We start from the raw sequence: 17,050 nt of genomic DNA on the forward strand, positions 1-17,050 counted from the left end.
CCATATTTCTATATTATTAAAATAAGCCATACCTACTCAAACAGGCAATCTAAAAATGAATATTTCAAAAAAGAGAGCTCTGGTTACTGGCGCATCACGTGGTATTGGTCGTGCTATTGCTGAACGCTTAGCTCAAGATGGTTTTTATGTGATTGTTAACTATGCAGGCAATAAGGTTCATGCCCAAGCCACTGTAGATCATATTATTGAGAAAGGTGGTCAAGCCTCAGCTATTCAAGCGGATGTTGCAAATGAACATGAAGTGAGTCGTTTATTTCAAGAAGCTAAAGCCATTAACGGTCAATTAGATGTGGTAGTTCATAGTGCCGGCATTATGCCTATGGCAAAAATTACACCTGAAGGTCTGCCAGATTTCGATAAAGTAATTCATACCAATTTACGTGGCGCTTTTTTAATTTTGGCGCATGCAGCCGAAACGGTGCCAGATGGTGGTCGGATTATTACGCTTTCAACCAGTGTAATTGCCAAATCTTTTCCGGCCTATGGTCCTTATATTGCTTCAAAAGCAGGTGTAGAAGGTTTGGTCCATGTGTTAGCAAATGAGTTACGCGGCCGAAATATTACTGTAAACGCAGTTGCGCCCGGCCCGACAGGAACTGACCTTTTTTATAATGGAAAAACTGATGAGCAAGTGGCAGCAATTGCAAAACTCGCTCCCTTGGAAAGAATCGGAACACCTGAAGAAATTGCCAGTGTAGTTGCCATGCTAGCTGGCCCAGATGGACGTTGGATAAATTCACAAGTCGTTCGAGTAAATGGTGGATTTGCTTAATTTTTAAAACCGTGTGGATTATTTTTAATTCACACGGTTTTCTTAACTATTAAAATGATTATTCCATGAATTTCAATTAAAAAACTATATAAGCTTAATTAATACTTTTTTATAAAAATATCCCCCATTCTTATTTATCAAAATAATATATATAAATAGATATTCCTTATTTTTGCTTATATTTAAAAACGCGTAAATTGAACAATAACAATCTGAATCGAAGATAAGGATATATTCAATGAATGCTAAATTAAATACAGAAGCCCCTCAAAGCTTTATCTCAAATGGTTCAAATACATCTTTTTCAGCCCAAGAAATTCTTTCTCAAGCACAGCAATACGCACAAGAACACGAACTAAATTTTAGTGGCAGTTTATCTCCTGTTGACGCATGGCAGCTCGTACAACAAGGAGAAGCTGTTTTAGTTGATGTGCGTACCAATGAAGAACGTAAATTTGTGGGTTATGTCCCTGAAAGTGTTCATGTCGCTTGGGCAACTGGCACATCGTTTAACCGTAATCCACGCTTTTTAAAAGAACTCGAATCAAAAGTTGGTAAAGACAAAACCATTCTTTTGTTATGTCGTAGTGGCAACCGCTCAGCACAAGCTGCCGAGGCCGCATTTAATGCTGGTTTTGAGCATATTTATAACGTTCTTGAAGGCTTCGAAGGCGACTTAGATGATAAGCAACAACGTAACCAGAAAAATGGCTGGCGCATCCATCAACTTCCTTGGCAACAAGACTAATATTTTAATCAATTTTCAGTGAATCAAGGAAAGCTTGTGACTCAATGGAACATTAATGCTGTTGTACAAGGTTTACAACAAGCAAGGCATGACTGGCGTCAGCAGCAACACAGGACCAAAGAATTTGGGGGCCGTGAACTTCCATCTAAAGAAGCTTTAAAAGCTATTTTAGATGACCTGTGCGGAATTTTATTTCCAATGCGTTTAGGCCCTGCCGACTTACGTCAAGAAACTGAAGATTCTTATATTGCCTATACTTTAAATCGGGTACTGACAGCCTTACATGCTCAAGTACAACTGGCTTTGAACTATGAAGCAAAACGTCATTTGGGTCATTCAAGCATAGACCAGCAGCCACAAGAACTTGCTCAAAATATTGTGCAGGATTTTGCCAACACCTTGCCTTCTATACGGCGCCTTTTAGATGGTGATGTGCGAGCGGCTTATGAAGGTGATCCGGCAGCACATAGTGTAGATGAAGTACTGCTCTGCTATCCGGGCATATTTGCGATTATTTATCACCGAATTGCCCATCAGCTCTATGCCCAAGTGCCTTTATTGTCTCGCATTATTTCTGAGTTGGCGCATTCTGCAACAGGTATTGATATTCATCCGGGTGCAAAAATCGGTAAAGGATTCTTCATCGATCATGGTACTGGTGTGGTGATTGGTGAAACTTGTGTGATTGGAGAGCGTGTCCGTATTTATCAGGCAGTAACTCTTGGAGCAAAACGCTTTGAAACCAATGATGATGGTGCTTTGAAAAAAGATTATACACGCCATCCAATTGTTGAAGATGACGTTGTGGTCTATGCAGGCGCGACTATTTTAGGCCGTATTACGATTGGTCGAGGGTCCATAATTGGGGGAAATGTCTGGCTTACGCATAGTGTTGCAGCAGGTAGTCAGATTTTACAGTCTCCTAATGAGTCTTATCAAAAAAATCATATTGCCGGTTAAACACTATAGATGTGAAATAAATAGATAAGGAGATAAATAAACAAAAAACGTGCAGATTAATAAAATGCTTATTTCTAGTTTAAATATATTTTTATTTAGAAAATAGATAACTCATTAATAAGCTCAGTATTTAAATTACAACGCTATTTTAATTTTAAACCAGAACTAATTCTAGTTTATATGCACCCTAGAATTTTTATTTTCAAAAAGCCAATGTAATAAGGAAAAATGATTCATGGCGAAAAATACAGACAAAGCCCAACTTGCACTTGGGGATCACGCAGCGCGTCAACTAGCCAATGCAACCAAAACTGCTCCCCAACTTTCTACAATTACTCCCAGATGGCTGACTCACTTACTTCAATGGCTTCCTGTTGAAGCAGGTATCTACCGCTTAAACCGTGTAAATAATACTGATGATATTCAAGTCGCTTGCACACAACGTGATGAAGCAACTTTACCTCAAACTTTTGTTGATTATGACCCAGAACCACGTGAATATTTTTTAAATGGTGTATCTACTGTTTTAGATGTACATACACGTGTTGCTGACCTTTACAGCAGCCCACACGACCAAATTAAAGAACAGCTCCGTTTAACGATTGAAACCATTAAAGAACGTCAAGAAAGTGAGCTTATCAATAACCCTGAATACGGTTTACTGGCAAGTGTGACAGATGACCAACGTATTTCGACTTTAAATGGCCCACCTACTCCTGATGATCTTGATGATTTGCTACGTAAAGTCTGGAAAGAACCGGGATTTTTCCTAGCACACCCTGATGCGATTGCAGCATTTGGCCGTGAATGTACACGCCGTGGTGTGCCACCTCCAACGGTTAGCTTATTTGGTTCGCAATTCATTACATGGCGCGGTATTCCACTTATTCCATCAAATAAAATTCCTGTAGAAGATGGCAAAACTAAAATCTTGCTGCTTCGTGTTGGTGAAAAGCGTCAAGGGATTGTTGGTTTATTCCAACCAGGTCTTGCTGGTGAACAGTCACCAGGGCTTTCAGTACGCTTTATGGGAATCAACCGTAACGCGATTGCGTCGTATCTAATCTCGTTATATTGCTCACTTGCAGTACTCACTGATGATGCATTGGCAGTATTAGATGATGTGGAGGTGGACAAATATCATGACTACCCAGTTAACTACAAGTAATCTGCAAGGTAGTCCAACGGGGCCTGAAGTGACTGGTGTTAACCCACCAGCTAACTTCCCTGATGAGTCCACCATTGCTCGACTTGCTAATGAGTTTTTTTCAGCATTACCAAGCTCAAGCAGTTCAGCTTCTCCATCGGGCCTTAACTTGGACTTACCAGTCGGAGCACCACCGCACCCACCACAACCGGGTGAACCATTTTCTGCACTTAGTGGTCGTGCGCCCAATATCGCCTTTCAGAAAAGTCTCAATCCGGAATTTCCTGAGCATATTCCAAATTTGCCAGACTACCCTGAACGCCGAATTGTAGCATCTGCGCCTGTGGTTGGTGGAGCTAATTTGCCACGCCCACCATTTGAACCACATTTGCCACAAGCTGCTCATAGTGAACCCAATGTGCCACGCATTGAACCCAGCTTACCCACTGGTGCAGGTGAATCACCTTATTATTTTTTAAATGATTTTTCTGCTCCCAATACAGCAGAACCGTCTGTTAAAGGTGTTGAAGATAATTATTCGGTTGCGCAGTCTTTTCAATTGCCACATGGTGACCAGCTGAAATCATTGCTGACGGAAGATCGTTTTGCAACGAACACGCCTCCCCAAAGTTCGGCAAGCTCTGCATTTTATTTTTTAGACTTGCCTCAAAGTGGACAAGGTTATAGTCACTATCAACCATCGCAACCCACTTTTGTAGCAAGTAGTGCTCAACCACTCGATGTACATGCTATACGTCGCGATTTCCCAATTTTACAGGAACGCGTCAATGGTCGACCTCTAGTCTGGTTGGATAATGCTGCCACTACACAAAAACCACAGCGCGTGATTGACCGGATTGCTTATTTTTATCAGCATGAAAACTCAAATATTCACCGTGCTGCACATGAGTTAGCGGCTCGTGCAACCGATGCCTATGAGCATGCAAGAAATGTAGTTGCCCGTTTTATTGGTGCACCCTCTTCTAAAGAAATTATCTTTGTTCGAGGAACAACCGAAGGCATTAACCTGATTGCAAAAACATGGGGTGAACAAAATATTGGCGAAGGTGATGAAATCATCGTTTCTCACTTAGAACACCATGCCAATATTGTGCCTTGGTATCAACTCACTAAAAAAACTGGAGCGAAATTACGAGTCATTCCTGTGGATGACACGGGCCAGATTATTTTAGAAGAATTGCCAAAACTGATTAATGAGCGCACTAAACTGCTATCGATTACTCAAGTTTCGAATGCTTTAGGAACAGTCACACCTGTTGCTGAAGTCATTAAAATTGCCCATGCCAAAGGTGTACGTGTTTTAGTTGATGGTGCTCAATCTGTTTCGCACATCCCTACCGATGTACAAGCTCTCGATGCAGACTTTTTTGTGTTTTCTGGACATAAAGTGTTTGGGCCGACGGGTATTGGTGTGGTCTATGCAAAACCAGAGTTACTAGAAAGCATGCCTGTTTGGGAAGGCGGCGGTAACATGATTCAGGATGTTACATTCGAACAAGTAGTTTACCAACCTGCACCAAACAAGTTTGAAGCTGGAACTGGAAACATTGCCGATGCTGTTGGTTTAGGCGCTGCGCTTGAATATGTTGAGAGTCTAGGTATTCATAACATTGCTCGCTATGAACATGATCTACTCGAATATGGTCAAAATGCACTGAGCAGTGTGTCTGGTTTACGCTTGATCGGAACAGCGCATCACAAAGCCAGTGTTATGTCCTTTACCTTACAAGGCTATTCAACTGAACAAGTCGGTAAAGCTTTAAATCAACATGGCATTGCGGTACGTTCTGGGCACCACTGTGCACAGCCAATTTTACGTCGTTTTGGTGTAGAACAGACCGTGCGTCCGTCTTTAGCTTTTTATAATACAACTGAAGAAATTGATTTATTAGTTTCGGTTTTACATCAACTGACGCGTAATAGGCGTAGCAATTAAATCTATTTCTAGACTAGAAAAGACTGCTTTTGAGCGGTCTTTTTTATGGATTATTTATTGAAGCTACTTTAGGTCAAAAGTTATATATAGAAGTAACAAGTCAAAGTAGTTATCACGGCGGAGTCTTATTATTTTAATTTCGATTCCTAGATTAGCCTTCGGCTCGAGCTAAGAGTCATTAATACTCTAGACAATTTAAAGTAATTATCACGGCGGAGTCTTACCGTTTTGCCTCCAAAGAAAGTAGCTAATTCTGTTACTTTTTTAAAAGTAACCAAAAACTTTCTCATCCACAGAACCTGTTCTCTGTTTTCATTTTTCAAAAAATATTGCAAATACATTATCTTTATAAATTATGGGCAGGCTGTGGATGAAATTTAGCACGAGCAAATACTGGTATGAACGCCGTAAAAACTATATACAATCTAAAATCGTACTTCTGCATCCCCATTAAATACTCACGGCAATTAAACAAACAATCCCCAAATCAACCTTAACGCAATCCCAATTAATAAAACTCCCATTACCCGCTCAAAATAAACCCCAAACTCCAAAAATCTTTTACGTACAATAGGCTGAGCAAACAGTACACTCACGACCATAAACCAGATGGCATTAACCATACACATCCAAACCCCATAAAAAACCTGAACTTTCATCGGAGTGGTCGTACTTACAATTGTCGTAAAAATTGCCAGAAAAAAGATAGTGGCTTTCGGGTTCAATGCATTAGTGAGAAAACCCATTGTAAACGCTTTAAATAAACTCGGCGTATCACCGTCTGCTTGGCCATTTATCTCAATATTAGTATTCGGCTGGCTACGTAAACACTGACATCCTAAATACACTAAGTAAGCTGCCCCCGCTATTCTGATCAGTGACATGAGCCATTCGCTTTGTTGAATCAAAAAGCCAATACCAACAAGTGTATAAAACACATGCACTGAAATCCCGACACCAATACCAATTGCGGTTAGACAACCAATCAAATAGCCATAACGTACACTTTGTCTTACCGTAATCACAAAATCTGGTCCCGGCAAAATCACCGCCATAAAATGAATAAGAGCTAGCGTTAAAAACTCATGTCCATACAACTGCCACATAACAATTTAGTTTCCTGAAAATCACCTAAATGATTGTATTGCGATTTTTTAGACGCGATAATCCAATCAAAATCCAAATCAATTTTGCCTCATGAGCACAAATCAAAGTCTGGTTCTATTAAATGAAATGGCGACTTTCGTTAAGGTTGTCGAGTCGGAAAGCTTTTCTGAAACTGCACGCCAACTTGGTACAACACCTTCTGCTGTGAGCCGCGCGATTGCCCGTTTAGAACGTGCTTTAGGTACCCGCTTACTCTATCGGACTACACGGAAACTTCGTTTAAGTGAAAGTGGACAACAAGTCTATCAACGTTGTTTAGATATGGTGAATGCTGCGCAAGCGGTCATGGAAAGTTCGGGCCAATTTCATGTCGAACCCGAAGGTATTATTCGTATGAGTGTTCCGAAAGCTGTGGGACATTTTATGATTCATCCGCATTTACCCGAGTTTTTAGAACGCTACCCGAAAATTGATATACAAATGCTTTTAGAAGATCGCTATGTAGACCTGATTGATGATGGAGTAGATTTAGCACTTCGAATTACAGAGCAACCACCGGGTGGCCTTATGGGTCGAAAGCTGATTGATATTGATCACTTGGTTTGTGCTACACCTGAATATTTGTCCAAGCACGGTACACCGAACCACCCTCATGATTTAAAGCAGCATGAATGTATTTACTTGGGCGAACAAGCCAGTGACTCAAAATGGAAATTTCAGCAAGGAAACAAATCGATCAGTGTGGCTGTGCGTGGGCGTTATGCAGCAAACCATACAGGTGTGCGTTTGAGTGCGGCATTACAGCATTTAGGTATTGCGAGCTTACCTTACTTCGTTGCACGCCATGCTCTACAACAAGGTACCTTAGTTCAGGTTTTACCAGATTGGTATTTTAAAACCTATTACAGTGGTGGGCTGTGGTTACTTTACCCACCGACGAGGCATGTCCCGCCTAAATTGAGTGTGTTGATTCAATATTTGGCAGATAAATTAGCAGCAGAGCCGACTTTATTTAAATTAAAGTAATATAAAGTCAAGGAGTTATCACGATGAAATCCTACCTTTCAACCTCTAAAGCACTCAGCTAATTCTGTTACTTTTTTTGAAAAAAGTAACCAAAAAACTTTCTCATCTACAGAACCTGACCACTGTTTACATCTATAAAAAAATATTGCAAAAACATTATCTTTATAAATTATGGGCAGGCTTTAGATGAATCCTAGCTCAAGCAAATACTATCTAGAATCCTCTTTATTAGAATTATTCAACCAACAAATCTTTTGGATTAATCGTATCGCCATAGACTGGTTTTAACGTTTTTTCATAAGCCTGATGAATCACGCCTTCTTTCGCCAGTTTCTCTAAATCTTGGTTCAACCAGTCAAGCAACTCTTTATCACCCTTTTTCACTGCGGGAGCAATTAAGTCCTGCTCACCTAAATTGGTAATGCCAACAGTATAATTTGGATTTTCTTTAGCCCAAGCTAAAACCAGCAAGTTATCATGTGCTAGTGCAGCACCACGACCATCTTTTAAAGCATCAAAAGTTTCAGTGTTTTGCTCATACTTTTGTAATTTAATTTCAGGATGAGTCTTGGTGAAGAATGAATCAGCCGTTGTACCTTTGTTGACCAGTAAAGTTTTATCTTTAAGTTGAGCCACATCAGTAATCGGATGACTTTTAGGAGAAACCACACCTAGTGCCACTTTTAAATAAGGTTTAGCAAAATCGACCACTTCTTTACGTTCTGGTGTAACAGTAAAGTTGGCAAAAATAATATCTACTTTATTGGCTTTTAAATATTCGACACGGTTCGCCGCTTCAGTTAAAACAAACTCAACTTTATTTTCATCGCCCAGCAGATCTTTAGCGACATGCTTGGCAATTTCTACATCAAAACCCTGATTCTTACCTTGAGCATCTAAATATCCAAACGGCGGTTTATCACTAAATACACCAATTCGTACCACGCCATTCTTTTTGATCTGTTCAATACTCGACACCTTTTGTGTGCCATCGGCCGCCTTTTCATTAGATTGAGTTCCTTTGTCACATGCAACCAAACCTAAACTCAATAAAGAGGCAGCTAAAATATGTTTCACGTTTTGAAATGTTAATGTTGTCATTATTTCACCCTATCATTCTTGTAAAAGTCTTATTCAAAATCGCAGCGCCTACTTTTAGACACTGCTCTAGCGATATCGAAAATTATTGGCCTACATCTAAAAACACATTCGGATTGACCGAGTCACCGTAAATTGGTTTCAAGGTTTCATCATAAATTTTATTAATTTCACCACTTGTTCTTAGCTGCTTAATTTCAGTATTGAGCCAATTCAACAATTGGGTATTGCCCTTTTTAACTGCTGGTGCAATAAACTCTTGATAACCAATAGACTGAATACCTGCCACATAATTTGGGTTCTTTGCTGCCCACGCCAAAGCATAAGTACTATCTTGTGAGATTGCGTCACCACGACCGTCGGTTAAGGCTTTAAAAGCATCCGAGTTTCTTTCAAACTTGAGTAAATTTACTTTTGGATAATGCTTGGTAAAGTAGGTATCCGAACTTGTGCCTTTATTGACAATTAAAGTCTTACCTTCTAACTGGGCAATATCTGTAATTGGCTTGGCTTTAGGCGAGACAATACCAAAAGCACCTTTTAAATAAGGCTCAGCAAAATCGACAACCTCTTTGCGTTCAGGAGTCACCGTAAATGTCGCGAATACCACATCAACGCGATTTGATTTTAAAAACTCCACCCGATTTGAAGCTTCAGTCACAATAAACTCAACTTTCTTTTCATCACCAAGCAAGTCTTTGGTCACTCGTTTTGCTAAAGCCACATCAAAGCCCTGATTATTACCTGCACTATCTACAAAACCAAACGGCGGATCATCGGCAAAAACGGCAACTCGTAGAACTCCATTTTTTTTGACTTGCTCTAAAGAATGGTCTGCTTGAGCATTAGTTGCCTGTTCAGTTGATGGTGTTTTACTACATGCAGTTAACAACACCCCAGCAACGGCAAGACTGCTTAATATTTTTATTGAATTACCTTTAAACATTCACTTCCTCATGATTCAAATAATAAAAATTTAGTACGACAAAATATTTAGAAAGGCTTTCGCTCGTTCTGTTTTCGGCTGTTCAAAAAATTCTTCTGGGGAAGCCTGTTCAATAATCTTGCCCTTATCCATAAAAATAATGCGGTCGGCAACCTTGCGTGCAAAGGACATCTCATGTGTCACAATCAGCATCGTCATTCCTTCATTCGCTAACTTAAGTACTACATCAAGCACTTCCCTAACCATTTCCGGATCAAGCGCAGCGGTAATTTCATCAAGCAAAATAACTTTAGGTTGCATGACCAGTGAACGCACAATGGCGATACGCTGCTTTTGTCCACCTGAAAGCTGTCGTGGATAATCAAGTTTTCGCTCAAATAGCCCCACTCGCTTTAACAACTCATCTGCTACTTGTTCAGCTTCATCACGGTGACGTTTTTGTACTTTAAGTGGTCCAAGCAAAATGTTGTCAATGACGTTCATATGCCCAAATAGCTCATAGTTCTGAAAAACCATGCCAATTTTTTGACGAGCATTAGTCCAGTCCACATCTTTACCGAGCACACCAGAACCGGTTAAACGGATTTCACCACCCTGAATCGGCTCTAAGCCGTTAATACAGCGCAATAAAGTACTTTTACCGCAGCCCGATGGACCTAAAATAACAACTACCTCTCCTTGTTCTACATCCAGATCAATACCCTGTAAAATATGACTTTGTGCAAATGATTTCTGTAATTGTTGTATCGATAGCAAAGGCATAATTACTCCCAGACCTTTTCTAAATGTGCCGCCAAACGAGATAAGGGATAGCAAATCAGAAAATACAAAATAAAAATAAAGCCATAAATCCAAAGAGAAGCGCTCGGTACGATCAACAGCGAATTTTCAATAATTTGCTGGCCAACTTTAATGACCTCAACCACACCAATCAGCACTGCCAAAGAGCTGGTTTTCACCATTCGGGTAAATAAGTTAATCGCGCCTGGCGTTACTCGTTTTAGACTTTGTGGAAAAATGACGTAGATCAAAGCTTGAACATGGGTAAGTCCGAGCGCATAAGCTGAATCGCGTTGATGCTGATCAATTGAAGTAATAGCTGCACGAACCAAATCGCCCATTTCGGCCGTACCCCACAAAACAAATACAACAACGCATACCCACATTGCTGAAAACTGCCAGTTAAACCATGTTGCAAAGCCGAAATAAAACACAAACAGCAAAACTAAAATTGGAATGATTCGGATGACTTCTAAATACAGACGGCACAGCGATTTAACGACTATATTTTTAGATGTCATAATGACGCCGAAAACTGTGCCGAAAATTGCAGAAAAAAACACTGAAATAAAAGCGATTTTTGCAGTTGCCCAAAGTCCCCACATTAAACGTTCGAGGTGACTTGCTTGAAATAGATAATCAAGTTCCATGGCTCACCTTCCGACTTCTGTGCTCCAGATAACTGGTTAAAATAGACACGGGTAATAAAATAATCAGATAAGCCATGATGAGTAAAAACAAAGCTTCGGTGGTTTTATAGTCCATGCCAATTAAGTCTTTGGTGACAAAAAGCAGCTCAACAACAGCAATGGCACTAACCACAGAACTTTCTTTAATCAGAAATAGACAATTTGCCCCTATTGCCGGAATTGAAATGGCAAGTGCTTGAGGAAAAATGATATATCTAAAAATTTGAATCGGTTGTAGACCAATACTTTTTGCTGAGTCAATCTGCCCTTTAGCAACAGACTGCAAACCTGCTCGGAAAGCTTCAGCCATATAGCTTCCGCCTAAAAAGGTCAATCCGATCACACCACAAGCGAAACCATCGATTTTTATACCGAGTTTTGGCAAACCGTAATACAAAAAGAACAGTTGAATTAATAAAGGGGTATTTCGAGATAACTCAATATAGAACTGGGCAATTCTATTTAGCACCCGCATGCGATATGTGATTAAAATGCTGCAAATTAACCCTACAAGAATTGCCAAAATAATGCTGATAATTGAAATTTTCAGCGTGGTCAAAGTTGCAGAGAAAAATTGCGGCAACACACTATGGATATACTGCCAGTTCAAGGAAAATTCCAAAAAATAATATTAAAACGTTATAAATATTTAGCTTTCATCAGCTATTAAATATTTGTGCAACGAGTTTATTTTTTTCCCAATTGGTCTAAAACTATTTTTATTAGATAAGCTTTTCTATAAGTTTGATAAATTCGATCTGGCAATCGAAAACCTTCAAATCAGTTGAATACAACTGCTTAAAACATATTCCCTAAAACAAAGATGAATAATAAAACCAATAAAAAATCGGACACCAACGCCCGATTTTTCTTAAATAATTTTTAATCTATTGCTTACTTTCTAAGTACATCGCCAATGCTTGGGTCTTTATCAAACACTGATTTAGCATATGGGCAAAGCGGAATCACCTTTACGTCTTTTTCACGAACAAAAGCCACCAAGGCATCAAGTAATTGGCGACCTACACCTTGTCCGCGATAATTTTCGTTCACATCTGTGGCATCAATAATTAGCATGCTTTCGCCTGCCCATGTATAAGTCATTTCGCCTGCAACGGTTTCACCATCAAGTAAGCTAAAGCTGCCGTGTTTTGTATCATCTTTTTGTTGAATATTCACAATGAATTCCTCGTATTACGACTCATATTTATTTAGAAATGACTTTGTATAATCTTTATCTATAAGAACAAATCTAAGTGTAAAAAAATAGCCTGTTTTTAGCAGCGAGTCTGTATGCTTTTTAAATACAATTTTCAATTAACTCAATGAAACTCTTGCACCAGACTATTAATGTGTGCCACGGCAGCAGTTCGATTTTCAACACAAAGTTTTTCAAAAACATGCTCTAAATGCTTGTTCACCGTCCGTGGGCTCAGCTCCAAAATTTCTGCAATATCTTTATTGGTTTTGCCTAACAACAACCAGTGCATGACTTCGGCCTCACGTTGAGTCAACTGTGGGCAATATTTCAAAATATCAGCCATTTCCAAAGCCGGCGTAGAAGTCTTAATCTGTATCAGATAATTTTTTGCCACGCTTGGTTCAGTTTCCCACGGTGTAAGCAATAAAAGCTGTAATTGCTGGGATGGCGTTGAATAAGAACAGCTGGTTAATTTTTTAGGGTCTTTTTCATTTTCTAAGTCTGAAAACCAAGCTTTTAAACCTGCTTCAAAACCCTCTAATTCAGGTAAATATTGATTCAGTAAATCACTGGCTTTTTGGGTTTTCCAAACAATTTTACCGTGAACATCTAGCGCAAGAATGGCTGTTTCCGTTGCATCAATCACCTGTTTTTGTTGCTGCAATAGTTTGGCATGTGCCAAATGTGTTTTTACCCTTGCTAATACTTCTTCAATATTCAGAGGTTTGGTTACATAGTCTACCCCACCGACCTGAAAACCACGCACAATATGTTCTGTCTCAGACAAACCTGTCATAAAAATGACGGGAATAAACTGCGTAATTGGACTCGCTTTAAGCTGTATACAACTTTCAAAACCGTCCATATGTGGCATATTGCCATCGAGCAAGATCATATCTGGTAAGCATCGATGAGCTATTTCAATAGCACTTAATCCATCCGTTGTGACAAGCACGCGATAACCGGCCTGATCCAGACTTTCATGTAGCAAGCCCAGATTTTCCGGCACATCATCCACAATCAGAATAACAGCCTGCTCATTTGGCGAAGCTTGCTGAAAAGAACCATGTTGCGTACTCATTGCTTGTCCTGAATTAATCGTTGCGCGTGTTTTAAATCAAACTTTTGAATCGCTTGTTCAAGCTGTTCCCATAACTCGTTATGCTCTGGAAAATTTTGACGACATTGCGTTAAAGTCTGTTGAATTCCACGAATGTAGCCTTGTCCAATTAAATCATTTAATTGCTGCAAGCTTTGTGTTAAATCAAGCAGATCATTATTTTCCGATCGTTGGATTGGCGTATGAACAGCGCTTTGCTCTTGCTTAAACACTTTTACATCCAATGCTTGAACTTCATTATTTTCAAGGGATGTCTCTGATTTAGAATCAATCCACACCAAGCCCAACTTGTCTCCAATTTTACTCAGCAACAAATTGAGATCGATTGGTTTTAACATAAAGTCTTCACTTAAGACTGCATCTTGTGGATTGACTTCACGCTCACCTGCATTGGCTGAAATAATTAAGATTGGCACATTGGTAATATTATTCTGACGTAATAATCGCGCAGTCTCCCACCCGCCCATCAAAGGCATATTTAAATCCATCAAAATCAGGTTAGGTTGAAAAATAGGTACTCGTCTTAAACAGTCAATGCCCGACTCAGCTTCTTCAATTATAAATCCTAACGGTTTTAGAAAATTAGCGACTAGACCTCGGTCCACAGCTTCATTATCGACAACCAAAATTCGTTTTCGCTCGCCTTGATAGCCCGTAATCTGGTTAGAGTAAACATTAGAAATCGGATGAACTACTTCTTTTGAAGGTAAGTAAAACTTAATCTTAAATTGTGAACCCTGATTGAGTTGACTAGTCACAGATAGCTGGCCACCAAGTAAATCGACTAATAATTTTACAATTGGTAGTCCGAGTCCTGTTCCGGTAAATCCGCCTTGCACGACATTGCTGCCCCGTTCAAACGGGTTAAAGATTCGTTCTAAATCTGCCTCGGCAATACCACAGCCCGTATCTCTAATTTCAAAATATGCTGTTTGAAATCGGTACTCGACTTTCAAAGTAATTGTGCCGCTCGTTGTAAACTTTAAAGCATTGCCTAGTAAGTTAATAAGTATCTGTTCTAAGCGTTTTTTGTCGGTACGAACATAGTGCGGCAGGTTATCTCCAATTTCATAAACAAACTGTAAATTCTTCTGTTCAAACTGTGGCTGAAACATTTGAATAATTTGTTCAATAAAATTTGGGAAATGAACGTCCACTACATTTAAAGAAATCTTGCCTGTTTCAATTCGCGCTAAATCTAGTAAACCGTCAATCAGTGAAGTTAAATGCTGCCCACTACGGCTAATCACACCGAGCGCCATTTTGCCTTGTTCTGAAAGCTGCTCTTGTTTTTGAAGTAATTGGCTATAGCCTAAAATACTATTTAGAGGCGTTCTTAGTTCGTGGCTAATGCCAATGACATAACGGCTTTTTGCATCATTTGCTCGCTCTGCTGAAATTCTGGCATCTTGCAGGTCTTTTGAAGTGACTTCATGGGCAGCAATTTCATCAATCAATAATGCTGTTTGCTGATGCGTTTCGATTTCGGCATTACGACGACTTTCATCGTTTAGTACTAACCACCATGCAGCAACACTCATCAATAGAAATAAAATGGTGTAGATTTTCACAAACAGCGTAAATAACTGAGGAACGGCTGCCGCATTAATTGTTTCTAAATAGGTTTTTTCTTGGATATAAACCAGACTTAAACTCACCGCCAAAACAATAGACAGCCCCAGAGTCAGCAATAGATACAAACTGACCCTGCTATTTAAACGACTCGCCCAGCGTTCTGGTAAATAGTGCCAAATGGCTTTTTTGAGTTGTACTGACCAACGTGCATCGGGTTTACATAAATCGTGGCAGCGTGCTTCAAGTGAACAGCATAGAGAGCAAATCGTACCGTTATAGGCTGGACAGCCCGCCATATCGGCAAGTTCATAGTCCCTTTCACATACCACACAGTTAGCAACCGAAGTCGCCTGAATTTTTTCAGGCTGGCGTGCGATGTAATATTTACCTTTGGTTAAGTAAGCAATAATAGGAACACATAACACCGCACTTCCTAGAGCAATAAAGCTCGCCAAGCCTTTTGCCATGAGTCCGAAAAAGCCCAAATAGCTAAGCATCGATAACACTGAGGCAATCAGTAAAGCACCCACACCTACGGGATTAATGTCATATAAATAAGCACGGCGAAATTCAATTCCCTTTGGGCTTAAACCTAAAGGTTTACATATAATTAAATCGGCAACAACGGCGCCAATCCATGCCAAAGCGATATTGCTATATAGTCCCAAAATGCGTTCAACCGCATGGCTAATTCCCATTTCCATCAAAACAATGGCAATAAAAACGTTAAAAAGAAGCCAGACAATTCGTCCCGGATGACTATGAGTTAAACGAGCAAAAAAGTTTGACCATGCCAATGAGCCAGCGTAGGCGTTGGTCATATTAATTTTAATTTGCGCCAAGCAAACCAGTGCTAGAGTCAATATTAACGCTAGCTGAGGGTTTGGAATAAATTGTTGATAGGCAACCCAATACAGATAAGTCGGATTGTCGAGTTCAGAGACAGGAATAAACAGCTGAAAAGCCAAAACCATCAGCAACATGCCCATCAATACTTTTAGAAAACCGAAAATAATCCAAGATGGCCCCCCTAAAAAAACAGCAAACCGCCATGCAGTTCTGTTTTTTTCTTGTTGGGGTAAAAAACGTAAATAGTCGGCTTGCTCACCAATTTGGATCACAAATGAAAAAATAAGAGTGCACGCCGCACCAAAGTAATACAGGTTAAAATCAGTCGAGTTTGAAACCGCACCAACAAAATGCAGGCTACTACTTAAAATTTGTGGTTGTTTCCAAAGTACAAAAAACCACGGTAATAACAGCAATAAGAGCCAGATTGGCTGAGTGATTGCCTGAACTTTATTAATAAAACCAATACCTTTGACCACTAAAGGCAAAATCACTAAGGCAGAAATTAAGTAACCAATAACTTGTGGAATACCCAAAGCCAGCTCAAGTGCCATCGCCATAATTGCGGCTTCAAACGCAAGCAAAATAAAGGTAAAGCTGGCATAAATTAGAGAGGTAATGGTCGAGCCAATGTAGCCAAAACCTGCACCACGAGTAAGCAAATCGACGTCTACATTATATTTTGCGGCGTAGTAACTGATCGGCCAACTAGTTAAAAATATGATGGTACATACGACAATTGCTGCCCATACTGCATTACTAAAGCCATACTGCCAAAGCATGGTTGCCCCAATGGCTTCCATAGCCAAAAAGCTAACTGTAGAAATTGCAGTATTGGTAACGGTCCAAGGTGACCATTTACGTACTGAGGTAGGTGCATAGCGGAGCGCATAATCTTCGATACTTTCATCTGCCACCCAAATATTATATTCACGGCGTGTTTTGATCACACGTTGTGGCGCTTGTTGGGGGCGTGAAGAATCTGGCATAACACTCATGTTTTGGATGGGGCTGCATTAAACCCAGCAATCCTTATGCCAAAAGTCATTTATCA

The 17,050-nt window shown here is 39.8% G+C and carries 16 protein-coding genes and 1 pseudogene; 8 read left to right on the forward strand and 9 right to left on the reverse strand.

Features of this window, described 5'->3' with window-relative positions:
• The first annotated feature begins 55 nt into the window (after positions 1-55).
• The 5 genes from AC056_RS15365 (at position 56) to AC056_RS15385 (ending at position 5,605) form a co-directional block, all read left to right on the forward strand.
• The gene (locus AC056_RS15365; protein WP_077164104.1) at positions 56-793 is read left to right on the forward strand and encodes an SDR family oxidoreductase; all 738 of its coding nucleotides are present in this window, start codon (positions 56-58) and stop codon (positions 791-793) included.
• A 238-nt stretch (positions 794-1,031) separates the two neighbouring features.
• Complete coding sequence (locus AC056_RS15370) at positions 1,032-1,541, forward strand: rhodanese-like domain-containing protein (protein WP_077164105.1); 510 nt, start codon at positions 1,032-1,034, stop codon at positions 1,539-1,541.
• Positions 1,542-1,559: 18 nt separating this feature from the next.
• Positions 1,560-2,501 (forward strand): serine O-acetyltransferase EpsC, encoded by a 942-nt coding sequence (epsC, locus tag AC056_RS15375; RefSeq protein ID WP_077164106.1) that lies wholly within the window; start codon positions 1,560-1,562, stop codon positions 2,499-2,501.
• A 235-nt stretch (positions 2,502-2,736) separates the two neighbouring features.
• Positions 2,737-3,669 carry a family 2A encapsulin nanocompartment shell protein gene (locus AC056_RS15380; RefSeq protein WP_001107602.1) on the forward strand — a complete coding sequence of 311 codons (933 nt, stop codon included), beginning with the start codon at positions 2,737-2,739 and terminating at the stop codon, positions 3,667-3,669.
• Positions 3,644-5,605, forward strand: coding sequence for a family 2A encapsulin nanocompartment cargo protein cysteine desulfurase (locus AC056_RS15385; protein WP_077164107.1), 1,962 nt, complete (start codon positions 3,644-3,646; stop codon positions 5,603-5,605). Before AC056_RS15380 ends, AC056_RS15385 begins: the two co-directional genes overlap by 26 nt.
• Before the next feature lie 467 nt (positions 5,606-6,072).
• On the opposite strand, the gene AC056_RS15390 is transcribed toward AC056_RS15385, so the two are convergent.
• Positions 6,073-6,711, reverse strand: a complete 639-nt coding sequence (locus AC056_RS15390; RefSeq protein WP_077164108.1) for a LysE family translocator — start codon at positions 6,709-6,711, stop codon at positions 6,073-6,075.
• A gap of 91 nt (positions 6,712-6,802) precedes the next feature.
• On the opposite strand from AC056_RS15390, the gene AC056_RS15395 reads away from it, so the two are divergent.
• Together AC056_RS15395 and AC056_RS19915 are read left to right on the forward strand one after the other, a co-directional pair.
• Entirely contained in the window at positions 6,803-7,738 is a 936-nt protein-coding gene (locus AC056_RS15395; protein WP_002156361.1) for a LysR family transcriptional regulator, read from the forward strand.
• A 76-nt stretch (positions 7,739-7,814) separates the two neighbouring features.
• A pseudogene (locus tag AC056_RS19915) lies at positions 7,815-7,935 on the forward strand (hypothetical protein).
• 37 nt (positions 7,936-7,972) lie between these two features.
• On the opposite strand, the gene AC056_RS15405 reads toward AC056_RS19915, so the two are convergent.
• The 5 genes from AC056_RS15405 to AC056_RS15425 all read right to left on the reverse strand — a co-directional run bounded on the left by AC056_RS15405 (position 7,973) and on the right by AC056_RS15425 (position 11,861).
• The gene (locus AC056_RS15405) at positions 7,973-8,839 is read right to left on the reverse strand and encodes a cysteine ABC transporter substrate-binding protein (protein WP_077164109.1); all 867 of its coding nucleotides are present in this window, start codon (positions 8,837-8,839) and stop codon (positions 7,973-7,975) included.
• Between the two features lie 82 nt (positions 8,840-8,921).
• Positions 8,922-9,782 (reverse strand): transporter substrate-binding domain-containing protein, encoded by an 861-nt coding sequence (locus AC056_RS15410; protein WP_077164110.1) that lies wholly within the window; start codon positions 9,780-9,782, stop codon positions 8,922-8,924.
• A 30-nt stretch (positions 9,783-9,812) separates the two neighbouring features.
• Positions 9,813-10,544 (reverse strand): amino acid ABC transporter ATP-binding protein, encoded by a 732-nt coding sequence (locus tag AC056_RS15415; protein ID WP_001130360.1) that lies wholly within the window; start codon positions 10,542-10,544, stop codon positions 9,813-9,815.
• Positions 10,545-10,546: 2 nt separating this feature from the next.
• Complete coding sequence (locus AC056_RS15420; RefSeq protein WP_077164111.1) at positions 10,547-11,212, reverse strand: amino acid ABC transporter permease; 666 nt, start codon at positions 11,210-11,212, stop codon at positions 10,547-10,549.
• Positions 11,202-11,861 carry an amino acid ABC transporter permease gene (locus AC056_RS15425; RefSeq protein ID WP_213033505.1) on the reverse strand — a complete coding sequence of 220 codons (660 nt, stop codon included), beginning with the start codon at positions 11,859-11,861 and terminating at the stop codon, positions 11,202-11,204. The genes AC056_RS15420 and AC056_RS15425 overlap by 11 nt, the downstream gene beginning before the upstream one ends.
• Positions 11,862-11,925: 64 nt before the next feature.
• Here AC056_RS15425 and AC056_RS15430 point away from each other — a divergent pair, with 64 nt between their 5' ends.
• Entirely contained in the window at positions 11,926-12,039 is a 114-nt protein-coding gene (locus tag AC056_RS15430; RefSeq protein ID WP_014206469.1) for a hypothetical protein, read from the forward strand.
• A 106-nt stretch (positions 12,040-12,145) separates the two neighbouring features.
• Here the strand turns inward: AC056_RS15430 and AC056_RS15435 are convergent, their stop codons facing one another.
• The 3 genes from AC056_RS15435 to AC056_RS15445 form a co-directional block, all read right to left on the reverse strand.
• Entirely contained in the window at positions 12,146-12,430 is a 285-nt protein-coding gene (locus AC056_RS15435; RefSeq protein WP_001025680.1) for a GNAT family N-acetyltransferase, read from the reverse strand.
• Positions 12,431-12,573: 143 nt separating this feature from the next.
• Positions 12,574-13,533 (reverse strand): response regulator transcription factor, encoded by a 960-nt coding sequence (locus AC056_RS15440; protein ID WP_077164112.1) that lies wholly within the window; start codon positions 13,531-13,533, stop codon positions 12,574-12,576.
• Positions 13,530-16,994 (reverse strand): ATP-binding protein, encoded by a 3,465-nt coding sequence (locus AC056_RS15445; RefSeq protein ID WP_077164113.1) that lies wholly within the window; start codon positions 16,992-16,994, stop codon positions 13,530-13,532. Before AC056_RS15445 ends, AC056_RS15440 begins: the two co-directional genes overlap by 4 nt.
• Positions 16,995-17,050 lie beyond the last annotated feature (56 nt).

Origin of the sequence: Acinetobacter genomosp. 33YU (assembly GCF_001990725.1) — a bacterium.
GTDB classification, from domain to species: Bacteria; Pseudomonadota; Gammaproteobacteria; order Pseudomonadales; family Moraxellaceae; genus Acinetobacter; species Acinetobacter seifertii.